We start from the raw sequence: 12,654 nt of genomic DNA on the forward strand, positions 1-12,654 counted from the left end.
CTTATGAAAGTAATTGACATAATGAAAAAAAGTGTGAAAGATTCTTTGATTAAAAAAGGAACTAAGCTGCTAAGTGAAAACCCGGAAAAAAACATAGAAAAGCTATTTGATGTTATAAGAAAAACAGTAAAAGATAAAGAAAGTATAGAAAAAATAAATGTTGTATACAACCAATATAAAAATAATACTGCTATTGGCGATTATATACGAAACTTGATGAAAACAGCTGATAGTAATTGCTTGCAAAAGTTTTTTTCTAACTTTTTTGCTAATGCAGTATGGTATGGTATGCCTAAAAGAGCAAAAATACTTCAAGAAAAAGGTGTAAAATTACCTTTTGTTATACTAATAAGTCCTTCTATGAGGTGCAATTTAAGCTGTACAGGCTGTTACGCTGCTAATTATAGTAAAGAAGATGATATATGCTATGAAGAAGTAGACAGAATAATAGGAGAAGCTAGAGAGCTAGGAATTTATTATTTTATAATATTAGGCGGAGAACCATTTTTTATTGATTATATGCTAGATATTTATAAAAAGTATAATGACTGTATGTTTACTCCTTTTACAAATGGAACTCTTTTTGATGAAAAACTTGCTGATAAAATTAAAAAATTAGGAAATGTTATTCCTATGATATCTTTAGAAGGTTTTGAAGAAGAAACAGATAAAAGAAGAGGAAAAGGTGTTTTTAAAAAAGTAATGAATACTATGGATTTATTCAAAGATAGAGGAATTTTATTTGGTGTATCTACTGCTACAAGTAGAAATAACATAAATACTGTAGTTTCAGATGAATTTATAGATATGCTCATTAAAAAAGGTTCTAAAATGAGTTGGTACTTTATTTTTATGCCTGTAGGTAATAAACCAGATATTAAACTTATGCTTACACCAGAGCAAAGGATTTATTTAGGTAAAAGAACAAGACAGATAAGAAGTACAAAACCTTACTTTGTAATAGATTTCTTTAATGATGCTCCTTATGTAGGAGGATGTATTGCTGGAAAATACTATTGCCATATTAATTCTAAAGAAGATTTAGAACCTTGTATTTTTGCACACTTTGCTACAGAAAATATTAAAGGAAAAAAAGTTATAGATGTATTTAAAAATGAATTTTTTAGAGAATTAATAAATAGACAACCTTATGATAGAAATTTATTAAGACCTTGTATGATGATAGATAATCCTAATATAATAAGAGAAGTAGCAGATAAAATAAAAATAAAGCCTACAGATGAAGGTGCAGAAAAAATGCTTCATGATGAAGATTTTAAGAAAAAATTAGATAAAGTTGCTTCTGACTTTAAACCAGTGGCAGATAAAGCTTGGAAAGAAGATTTTAATGAAAAAGGTAATTATAAAATGTCTAAAGGTTGATTTACATTATTAATAAGGTAAAATAAAAGTGTAGAATTAATATTCTGCACTTTTATTTTAAATATATGAGGTGTATTTTATGAAAATAGCAAAAAAGTTTTTGATTTTTATTATTAGCTTAATATTTACATTTAGTATATTTGGATGTACTAAAAAAACAAAAGTAAATAATAATGATAAAAAAGAATTTAAAGGAAATATAACTATTGCTACAGCAGGTATATATACAGATATATTGAATTCTATTGCAGAAGATTTTATAAAAGAAAATCCTAAAGTAAAGATAAATGTAAAATCTGTAGACAGTGATATTGAAAAAATGCCTAGTGATTATGTTAATGACAATAAATTTGATTTAGTACAAATACCTAGGGAAAGTTGTAGCTACATAACAAATAAATATTCAGACAAGTTAATGAATTTAACATCTTTGGTTAATTCTTATAAAAGCAAAGGATATTTTTTTAATAGCTTTATTAATGAAATTGTTAATGAAGAGGATAATTCTATTTATTGTATGCCTTGGTCTATAAGACCTATAGCTTTATACTACAGAAAAGATATATTTAAAAAAGCTGGTATAAATCCTGAAAATATAAAAACATGGGATAATTTTATAGAAGCTGGTAAAAAAATAAATGAAGTTTATAATGGAAATGTTAAAATAATAGGATTAAAATATGAAGATAGTTATGATATTTTATTATGTATGTTAAATCAATTAGGAGGTCAATTTTATGATTCGAAAGGAAATGTTTATTTATATAATGATAAATTATTAAAAGTATTAAATATACAAAAGAAAATGATAAATGAAGATATAGTATTGAATTTAGAAGATAAATGGAATGACAGAATATTTTACTTAAAGACTAATCAATTAGCTACTGTGCCTTATTCTTTAAGGTATAAAAAAGTTATAAAAGATTGTTTAAAGGATCAGTCAGGTAACTGGGGCATAATGAAGTTGCCTGCATTTGAAAATGGAGGTAATCAAATAGCTAATTATGACGGGGCTTATTTAGCTATTTCTAAAAATACAAAAAATAAGGATTTATCTATTGAATTTATGAAATATATTGTAATGAATAATAATGCTAATAAAGTATTACTAAAATATGGTGTATTATCTGGATATAGACCATTTTATAATAATAGTGTATTTGAAAATAAAGATGATTATTTTCAAATGCAAGTAGAAAGATATTTTGCTAATATAGGAGATAGTAGAATTTTATACTATGGGAAAAATTATCCTTATGTTAAAGAAAATATAAAATACATATCACTAAAAAATTTGAATAAAGAAAAAAATTTAAAAAGTTTCCTAGAATTAAAGTCTAAAAAATTAGATGAAATTATATACAAACAAAAAAAATAGGCTATGTTCTTTTGAATATAGCCTATTTTTTTTTCAAAACTTCTTCGTATATTTTAATGGTAGAAATAGCAGTTTTCTTCCAAGAAAATAAAGAAGATTGTTTAATAGATTTATCTATTAAATGATTTTTTGTTTTTTCATCATTTAATACATTTTCTATGGCTAGTTCCAATTCATTTAAATTATAAGGATTTATTAATATTCCACCCCTTCCCATTACTTCTGGAATAGAAGAAACATTGGAAGCAATAACAGGTGTACCGCAACTCATTGCTTCTAAAGGAGGAAGTCCAAATCCTTCATAAAAAGATGGATATATAAATAACTCAGCAGCATTATAAAAGAGAGGTAAATATTTTTCAGGAACAAATCCTGTGAAAACTATGTTTGAACCCATATATAAATTATTGCTTATATCATTTAAATATTTATATTGGTCCGTACATTTCCCTACTATTACTAAATTGTATTTTTTAGTTAATTTTTTATAAACTTTAGAAAAAGCTAAAATTAAAGATTTAATATTTTTTCTTGCACTAAAACCACCTAAGTATAATATAAAGGGTTTATCTATGTGATATTTTTCTTTTATTATATGCTTACATTTTTCTTTATCTAAAGGTTTATATTTTTCATCTGCTGCTAAAGGAGTAACAAATATTTTATTTTCATCTACTGGAAAAAACTTTAAAATATCTTTTTTAGAATATTCAGATACAGTTATTATAGCATCAGAATCATTAATTATATTTGGCATTTCACGCAAGAATTTCAATAAATAACCTTTTCCTACTGTTAAGGGCATTATATAAGGGATTAAATCATGTATTGTAACAATTTTTTTGCATTGAATATATTTACAAAATCCTATGCCATTTTGAGGAATGTGGTATATATCTATTTTATTATCCTTTATATTATTAGGAATATAATATTGTTGAAAAAAATTTTGTTGTTTTTTCCCTGTAAGTATTATATTTGTATTTTTAGTTTTAAAATTTTCAAAATCTTTTCCAGACCAGTAAAAATGGTAGTGGTTGTTATTATCTAATTTAACTATATTTTTGAATAATTTTTCTGTATAAGTTCCTATACCAGTACCCTTATACCAGTTAATACCTCTAGCATCAACTGCTATTTTCATTTAACCCTCTCCTTGAAATTAAATTTAATATATGTTTAATGAAATTTCTATTCTTTATTATATTATTATAATAAATCAAAAAATGTTCCATATAGCACATAGATGTTAATTAATTCATATAATACAAAAAGGAAATAATATTTTAGGAGGAAACTTCTTGAATATACAGTTAATAAAGCATATGTTACAAGAAAATTATAATATTAATAATATAGATTTTATAGAAAAAATAAAAAATGTATATAAAATATGTGTTAATAAAAAGCAATATTGTTTAAAAACAATTAAATATGAGTATGGACATTTTGCATTTATTATAGCTGCTATAGAACATCTTCAAAAAAAGGGTTTTAAAAATACACCTAAAATAATAAAAACTAAAAATAATAAAAATTATATAAAAATAGGCAGTAAATATTGCTATTTAACAGAATGGATTATTGCAAGAGAATGTAACTATGATAATCCTATAGATATTATGCTAGCTACAGAAAAATTAGCACAACTTCATATAAAAAGTAGAGGATTTAAAGTTGAAAATTACATGAAACCGAGAATTGGATGGTTTAAATGGATTGAAACTTATAAAACTAGAAAAAATGAAATATTAGATTTTAAATATAGAATATGTAACAAAAAAGTAAAGAGTGAATTTGATATTATATATTTAAAAGAAATAGAAAAAGAATTAAAAAGAGCAGACAGATCTATATTAAATTTAATTAATAGTGAATATATAAGAAAGATGAAAGAAGATATATATTTAAAGGAATTTTGTCACCATGATTATGCACATCATAACATTTTAATTAATAAAGAAAAAGAATTAAATATTATAGATTTTGATTATTGCATATTAGATTCTCATTTACATGATTTATGTAGTTTACTTATTAGAGTAATGAAAAATGGTAAATGGAGTATAGAAAATGCTAATTTAATATTAAAAAAGTATGATATCATAAATAAATTAAAATATATTGATATTCCTATTATGGCTGCTTTTATGGAATTTCCTCAAGATTATTGGCAAATAGGAATTCAATATTATTGGGAAAAACAACCTTGGACAGAAGAATTTTTTATAAAAAAACTTAATAGAATTTATGATGATAAAGAAGAAAAACAAGAATTTATAGATGAATTTAGATGTTGTAAATTATAAATAAAGGAGTGTATTTATGTGAAAAAGGATATATACCAAAGCTCTTTTAAAGATTACTTAAAATGTAATGAAATTCAGATAGTAGATAATTTTAAATATATAAATAATATAACAGAGGATAGTGTATATAATCAATTGAGTACAATAAAACAATTTCATGTTATATCTACAAAGTATGCTAATTATAATAAAAATATTTTTAAAAGTTCTATAGGAAAAATAGTAGAAAATAATAAAGTATCTTTAAAAAAGGTAAAGAGATTTTTAAAAAATATAAAATATCCTAAAAATGACTTTGAAGAATTTCTTTTATCCATAAGTGATGAGTATATATCAAAAGCTGAAATTTGTATAAATGAAATATACAATTCAAAATATATAAATTTAATAAAAAGAAGTATGAATAGAAATGAATTGTGTTTAGGTAATACTTATTTTAATAATTTAAGAAATTATAAAGGAGCTATACAAATTACTAATTTAAATAAATGTTCTTATAATATGGTAGAAATAGATTGTTATTATTTGTTAAACAAATTAAGAAAAAAAGGATTTAAATTTCCTTGGGAAAAATTAGCAGATGAATTTTGTAATATAGAAAATTTAAGTAAGTATAGTAGTAATTTTATAATAGCCTTAATGTCTTATCCTTATGAATTTATGAAATACTGCAATAGATATAGATTAAATAAAAAAAATTGGACTAGTAAAAAGTATATGATTAAATTAAAAAAGTCTTTAGATTTAGAAAAAAATCTTTAATTTAAAGGAGGAGGTAAAATGGTATATAATAAGAAATATTTATCTCACTATAATTTAGATGTAGAGTTATTTAAAGAATTTGATTTAGAAGTATATGATGTTGTACCTATAAGAAGTGTATATATAATTTATACAGATAAAGGTAGAAAAATTTTAAAAAAAGTTGAATATACCATAAAAGAATTAAATTTTATAAATGATGGAATAAAATATATAAAAAATAAGTTTTCTAGAGTAGTAGATTTTTTAAATAATAAAAATGGAGAAATATATTCTATATGGAATAAAGATATGTATTGTATTATGGATTTAGTAGAAGGAAGAGAAAGTGATTTTAACAATCCTATAGACATATGCATTTCAGCAGAAGGAATTGGAGAGTTGCACAAGGCTTCAGAAGGATTTAAAACAGATTTATGTAATAAGTATTATAATGGTAAACTTATAGATAAATTAAATAGAAAAATTGATGAAATGAATTTTTTTAAAAATATAGCTAATATGCATGAAAATAAAACAGAATTTGATAACATATTTTTAAAAGAAGTAAATTATCATATAGATGAAATAAAAACTAGTATAAATATACTAGAGAACTCTTTATATTATAAATTATGTAGTGAAGAGGATAAAGTAGTACTTTGTCATCATGATTTAGCTCATCATAATATATTAATTAATGATAATAAAGCATATTTTATAGACTTTGACTACTCTATTATAGATTTAAAAGTACATGACTTGTGTAATTTTATAAATAAAGTTGTAAAAGATTTTGCTTTTGATATAGAAAAAGCAAAAATAATTATAAATTCTTATTGTAAAAAAAATAGCTTAGATGAAAGAGAAATAAAGGTTTTATATGGTATGTTGAATTTTCCTGAAGATTTTTATAATATATCAAAAGACTATTATACTAAGAGAAAAGATTGGGAAGAAGAAGAATTTTTAAATAAATTAAAGAAAAAATCTAGTTATAGAAATTATAGAAAAGAATTTTTATTTTTATTTAAAGAATATGGAAATATTAAATAGCCTCTTAAATTTAAGAGGCTATTTTAATATGTTCTTGTATATGTTTATGGTTTCTTTTGCAGTTTTATTCCAATTAAGGTATTTAGAATGTATTAGACCTTTCTTTGATAATAAATCTTTCAATTCATTACTTGAAAGTATGTTATACATAGTATTAGATAATTCATCTATATCATAAGGATTTACTAATAAACCACCATCACCAATTACTTCAGGCATGGAAGTTATATTAGATGTAATTGTAGGAGTGCCGCAAGAAATAGCTTCAACTGGTGGCAATCCAAATCCTTCATAAAAAGAAGGATATACAAATAGTTCTGATGCATTATAGAAATAAGGTAAATGATCTAAAGGTATAAAACCTGGAAAAATAACTTTATTTTCTATATTCAATTCTTCTGTTCTTTTTTTATAAATTGGATAAGATATACCCTTTTTTCCAGCTATAACTAAACGTATATCCTTTTTATATTTATTTACAACAGTACTAAAGCTTTCTATTAATCCAAGTATGTTTTTTCTAGGGCTAAATCCTCCTACATAAAGTATAAAATCATCTTTTATAGAATATAAATTTTTGATTTTTTCTTTACATATATTTTTATTTAAAGGTCTGTAAATACTTTCTCCTGCTAAATAGGTAACAAATATTTTCTCTTTTGGTATATTTAAAGTTTTTATTATATCATTTTTAGAATAATTAGAAACTGTTATTATTCCGTCACATAGAGATATTATTTTAGGTATGTTTTCATGAAATATTTTTAAATATCTATGGCTAACAGTTTCAGGCATCTTATATGGAATTACATCATGTAGTGTTATGACAAATTTACAATTCTTTTTTTTAGGTAATCCTATACCGTTTTGAGGCACATGATATATTTCTATATCTTTATTATAAAGTATATTAGGTATATTAACTTCATTCCAAAAGTTATTTTTAAGATTACATTTGCTAATATTTTCTAAAGTAAAATTATCATTAAAATTTATTTTTGGGGAAAATTTTTCTGGAGAAAATAATAGAAATTTATTTTTAGTGTCTATTTTGTTTAGGCAATTAATTAATTGATAAGTATAAGTTCCTATCCCTGTACCTCTGTACCATTTGGCTGCCCGAGCATCAATTCCTATTTTCATAAAAAGCTCCTTTTAAATTAGTTACATTTTATTATATTAAGAAAAGCTATAAAATGTTAATCTTATTCTAAAATAAATGGTTTTCACATATGAATTATAGAGGGGTGATTAACATGATGAGAGAATTTGAAATAGAAAGACAATTTGATGTTAAAATTGAGAGACTAAAGCCAAATAAAGGAGTATATTTATTAAAAACTAATAAGGGATCTAAATGCTTAAAAAAAATAAATTATGGCATTCAGAAGTTGCTCTTTGTTTATGGTGCTAAAGAACATCTTGTAAAAAACGGATTTAAAGGGGTGGACAGATATGATTTAAATTTAGAAGGAGAACCCTATGCCTTAGTAAATGAAGATATATATACTTTATCAGAATGGATAGATGGAAGAGAATGTGATTTTAAAAGTGTAGATGACCTAGAAAATGCAGCTAAAAGCTTAGCTTATCTTCATATAGCTTCTGAAGGATATGAACCACCTGAAAATAGTAAATTAAAAACAGATTTAGGTAGATGGCCTTATTTAATGAAAAAAAGAGTTAAAGCTTTTAATAAAATGAGAGATATAGTAAGAAAGAAAAAAAATAGAGGAGATTTTGATTTAAATTATATTAAAAATTATGAGTTCTATAAAGAATTAGGAAAAAGAGCAATGACAGTACTAGAAAATTCTTGTTATAGTAAATTATGTAGTGAAGCAGAAAATAAAAAAAGTTTTTGTCATCATGATTATACTTATCACAATATAATAGTTGATAATAATAATAAAATAAATGTAATAGATTTTGATTATTGCAAAAGAGAATTAAGAACTTATGATATATCTTCTTTTATGATAAAGGTGTTAAAACGATGCAATTGGGATATAAATTATGCTAAACTCATAATAGACTCTTATAATGAAATCAGCCCTTTAAAAGAAGAAGAATACAGAGTTTTATTTGCTTTTTTACTATTTCCTCAAAGATTTTGGAGACTTTGTAATAGGCATTATTACAATGAAATAAATTGGCCATCGAAAACTTTTGATAAAAAAATGAACAAATTAATAATGGAGCAAGAAGAATATATGGACTTTATAAAAAAATTTAAAAAAGAATATGAACAACATGAATAGATTTATAAATACAAAAATCCTTATCATAAATAATCATGGTAAGGATTTTTTATGTTTGTTTTATCACAGAATAGTTTTTAAAAGCATAATATATATATAATAATTTATTATGGGGGAATAAAGTTATATGGATATAGGTGATATAGTAGTTAGAAAATCTTATGGTAAGGATATAACTTTCAGAATAATAGATGTAAAAGAAAGTAATAAAGGAAAAGTATTTACTATAAAAGGAATAAATTTAAGAATTATAGCAGATTCGCCAGAAGAAGATTTAGAAATTATCCCTAAATTTAAATTAACAGAAGAAGAAGAAGTATTTAATAGAAAAGTAAATGATTCAATACAAAAAATATTAATTTCTAGAAATGATTTTAGAAATAAGTATAGAACATTAAATAAAAGTATAAAAAAAAACTTAGATAATGATTTAGCCTTTGGAAGACCAGGTAAAATACTACACGTCGATGGAGATGCTGAATATTTAGAAGTGTGTGCAAAGGTATATAATCAGTTAAGTTTAGATGTAGTAGGAAGAACTATTTTAGAAAGAGAGCAACCTAATAAAATAATAGATGTAGTAAAAGAAGTTAAACCTAATATAGTGGTTATTACAGGTCATGACGCTATATTAAAAGGAACTAAAGATTATATGGATTTAAATAATTATAGAAATTCTAAGTATTTTGTACAAACAGTAAATGAGTTAAGAAATTATGAACCTAATTATGATGATTTAGTTATTTTTGCGGGAGCTTGTCAATCTTGTTATGAAGCTATACTAGATGCAGGTGCTAATTTTGCTAGTTCACCTAGCAGAGTGCTTATACATTGTTTAGACCCTGTATTTTTATGCGAAAAAATAGCTTATACTAATATAGAAAAAGTTGTATCTATTAAAGATGCTTTAGAAAATACTATAACTAATACTAAAGGCATAGGAGGACTTCAAACTAGAGGACAATATAGAGAAGGATTTCCTAAATCAAATTATATTTAAATGCATACTTTGTATTTTAGTATATATATAAAGCATAAGGAAATACTAATTAATACACCAACAGTATGTAATATTGGAACATTTTTTTAATTTTAAAAGAAGCAACATAATACCCTTTTATTTAGCTATAAAAGGGTAAAATCATTTAAGTTAACAAAAAATTAATATTGACAATAGAAAATAATAACTGTAAAATAAAAGGTTACCTTGACAAAATACAAATTAACATATATAATATATAATGTGGAAAGAGGGTGTTTAATGTGGAAGGAAGAAATGTATTACTTTCAATAAAGAAAGATATTGAAAGACATGTAGGACAAAAGGTGGTTTTAAAAGCCAATGGGGGTAGAAGAAAGATTTTTGTTAATAAAGGCGTAATAGAAAAAACTTACCCTAGTATATTTATTATAAGGTTAGACAATGACACCCAAAGGAAAGTCTCATATAGTTATTCAGATGTGCTAACAAAGACAGTTCAATTAGATTTTGCTAAGTAAACATATAAAGGGCTATTGAAAAAATCAATAGCCCTTATTTTTTGCTATTTATTATAAAGAAATATAAAAAAAGAAAGATGGCGGGTTACCATCTTTCAACTATGGTATAAAAGGGTATTGAGAATTTATGAGAGGTTATATGGTCAACAACTGTATTTATAATACGCTATTTTTAGCTTTATGTCAATATTAACACTTATAATATGAACTTAAAATATTAAATTATTAAAAAAAATGATGAATTTTGTAATAAAATAACTATTTATTCAATAAATAAACTTGTTAAAAATTTTAAAATCAATCATATTTTGAAAATAATAAATATATAAATTAATAGTAAGGTTATATAGGAGGGGTATATTATGGCCATAGAGCTAATTAAAGAAAATATAGAATGTGAGCAATTATTAGGAGAGAGTACTGTTGATACTGTAATTAAATCGGAGCATATAGTTCCGGATACACATCCAGATGTTAAAGAAATATTGACAATTGACGCTAAACCATATATTACAAATAAAGAAATAATACAAGATAAATTATATATAGAAGGAGAAGTAGAATATAATATATTATATTTGTCACTAGAGGAAGATGGAAAACATGGCATATACAATATAATCTATAACGAAAAGTTTTCTAATAGTATTGAAATGGACGGAATAAACAACCATATGTTATGTGATTCAAAGGCATATGTTGAACATATTGAATGTAAAATATCTAATGAAAGAAAAGTATCTGTAGAAGGAGTTATAAAATTAAAAGGAGAAGTATATAAAAACTATGATTTTAAAGTTATAAAAGATATAACAGGTGGAGATAGTATACAAATGTTAAAGAACCCAGTTTCTGTAGATAAAATAGTAGGGAAAGTATCAGATGATTTAATAGCTACATGTGAAATAAGAATAGATACAGATAAACCAGAAGTAGGAAGTATATTAAAAAAGAATATAAAAATTCATAAAAGAGATATAAAAATATTAGAAGATAATGTGCAAATAGATATTTATGCATTAATAGGAATATTATACAGAGGAAAAGATACAAAAGATATATTTTATATAGAAGAAGATGTTTTAGTAAGTAAAGAATTTGAATTAGAAGGGGTAAATCCTTCTATGGACAATTATACAGATTTTAAAGTAAGAGCTATGGAGCTTAATGTAAAGGAAGATGATTTAGGAGAGGATAGAATAATTGAAGTAGAAACATTAATAAAATTTAATACGAGAATAAGTAATAAAGAAAATATAGACATGATAGAGGATGTATATTCTCCTAATACTATTATGGACATGGAAAGAAAAGATTATGATTTAAATGTAATTCATGGACATGGAAAAAACGAAACTATAGTAAAAGAAAATATTGAAATAACATCGGATATGCCAAAAGCATCCGAAATAATAATATGCTATGGAGATGTATGTGTAACTAATAAAAGAATAGTTGAGGATAAAGTTATAGTTGATGGCATATTAAATGTAAATGTAATATATAAAACTGAGGATGAAGAAAAATATATTTATAATGTAAATAATGAAATAGCTTTCAATTGCTCAGTTGATATTCCAGGATGTAAGATTGATATGCAAAGTGTGGCAAAAGCTAGTTTGGAAAGTTTAGAAGCTAATATAGAGGCAAATACTATTGCAGTTAAAGCTATAATAGAAGTAGAAAGTAGAGTTAATTATATAAAACATAAAGAATTTTTAGTAAATATAGAACCAGTAGAAGGAGAAATACCAGAAAAAAAAGCTAGTGTCATTATATATGTAGTACAAAATGGAGATACTCTTTGGAAAATATCTAAAAGATATTATACTACCATAGATGAGTTAATAAATATAAATGATATTGAAGACCCTAATAGAATTAAACCTGGACAAAAAATTATAATACCAGGAAGAGCTATTATGTAAATATTAGAAATAAGAATATCCTAAGTTGAATCTTGGGATATTTTTTTGTGCATAAGAATTAATAAGCTGGAAATAATAAGGAATAGCTGTAAAAG

Annotated in this window: 11 protein-coding genes; 9 read left to right on the forward strand and 2 right to left on the reverse strand. The window is 23.6% G+C overall.

Translation table 11 applies throughout. The annotated features are described in order from the left end of the window. Positions 1–3: 3 nt before the first annotated feature. Together CLOACE_RS05970 and CLOACE_RS05975 are read left to right on the forward strand one after the other, a co-directional pair. On the forward strand, positions 4–1,383 hold the full coding sequence (locus tag CLOACE_RS05970) for a radical SAM/SPASM domain-containing protein (RefSeq protein WP_070110165.1): 1,380 nt from the start codon (positions 4–6) through the stop codon (positions 1,381–1,383). Between the two features lie 79 nt (positions 1,384–1,462). After that, complete coding sequence (locus CLOACE_RS05975) at positions 1,463–2,764, forward strand: ABC transporter substrate-binding protein (protein ID WP_070110167.1); 1,302 nt, start codon at positions 1,463–1,465, stop codon at positions 2,762–2,764. A 22-nt stretch (positions 2,765–2,786) separates the two neighbouring features. Here CLOACE_RS05975 and CLOACE_RS05980 read toward each other — a convergent pair whose 3' ends face one another. Then, on the reverse strand, positions 2,787–3,908 hold the full coding sequence (locus CLOACE_RS05980) for a glycosyltransferase family 4 protein (RefSeq protein WP_070110169.1): 1,122 nt from the start codon (positions 3,906–3,908) through the stop codon (positions 2,787–2,789). 157 nt (positions 3,909–4,065) lie between these two features. Here CLOACE_RS05980 and CLOACE_RS05985 point away from each other — a divergent pair, with 157 nt between their 5' ends. From CLOACE_RS05985 to CLOACE_RS05995, 3 genes are read left to right on the forward strand one after another with little or no spacing between them, the layout of a single operon-like run. Further along, complete coding sequence (locus tag CLOACE_RS05985) at positions 4,066–5,073, forward strand: CotS family spore coat protein (RefSeq protein ID WP_101495395.1); 1,008 nt, start codon at positions 4,066–4,068, stop codon at positions 5,071–5,073. 18 nt (positions 5,074–5,091) lie between these two features. Continuing rightward, the gene (locus CLOACE_RS05990; RefSeq protein WP_070110171.1) at positions 5,092–5,835 is read left to right on the forward strand and encodes a hypothetical protein; all 744 of its coding nucleotides are present in this window, start codon (positions 5,092–5,094) and stop codon (positions 5,833–5,835) included. Positions 5,836–5,853: 18 nt separating this feature from the next. Further along, complete coding sequence (locus tag CLOACE_RS05995; RefSeq protein ID WP_070110173.1) at positions 5,854–6,870, forward strand: CotS family spore coat protein; 1,017 nt, start codon at positions 5,854–5,856, stop codon at positions 6,868–6,870. An 18-nt stretch (positions 6,871–6,888) separates the two neighbouring features. Here CLOACE_RS05995 and CLOACE_RS06000 read toward each other — a convergent pair whose 3' ends face one another. Then, positions 6,889–8,013 carry a glycosyltransferase family 4 protein gene (locus tag CLOACE_RS06000; RefSeq protein WP_070110175.1) on the reverse strand — a complete coding sequence of 375 codons (1,125 nt, stop codon included), beginning with the start codon at positions 8,011–8,013 and terminating at the stop codon, positions 6,889–6,891. A 113-nt stretch (positions 8,014–8,126) separates the two neighbouring features. On the opposite strand from CLOACE_RS06000, the gene CLOACE_RS06005 reads away from it, so the two are divergent. From CLOACE_RS06005 to CLOACE_RS06020, 4 genes are all read left to right on the forward strand, one after another. After that, entirely contained in the window at positions 8,127–9,131 is a 1,005-nt protein-coding gene (locus CLOACE_RS06005) for a CotS family spore coat protein (protein ID WP_070110177.1), read from the forward strand. 127 nt (positions 9,132–9,258) lie between these two features. Further along, a complete protein-coding gene (yabG, locus tag CLOACE_RS06010; RefSeq protein ID WP_070110179.1) occupies positions 9,259–10,131 on the forward strand; it encodes a sporulation peptidase YabG in 873 nt (290 codons plus the stop codon). A gap of 263 nt (positions 10,132–10,394) precedes the next feature. Beyond that, positions 10,395–10,631 carry a Veg family protein gene (locus tag CLOACE_RS06015; protein ID WP_070110181.1) on the forward strand — a complete coding sequence of 79 codons (237 nt, stop codon included), beginning with the start codon at positions 10,395–10,397 and terminating at the stop codon, positions 10,629–10,631. Positions 10,632–10,993: 362 nt separating this feature from the next. Beyond that, the gene (locus CLOACE_RS06020; protein WP_070110183.1) at positions 10,994–12,559 is read left to right on the forward strand and encodes a DUF3794 and LysM peptidoglycan-binding domain-containing protein; all 1,566 of its coding nucleotides are present in this window, start codon (positions 10,994–10,996) and stop codon (positions 12,557–12,559) included. The last annotated feature ends 95 nt before the right edge of the window (positions 12,560–12,654 follow it).

Source organism: Clostridium acetireducens DSM 10703 (assembly GCF_001758365.1).
GTDB lineage: Bacteria > Bacillota > Clostridia > Clostridiales > Clostridiaceae > Clostridium_C > Clostridium_C acetireducens.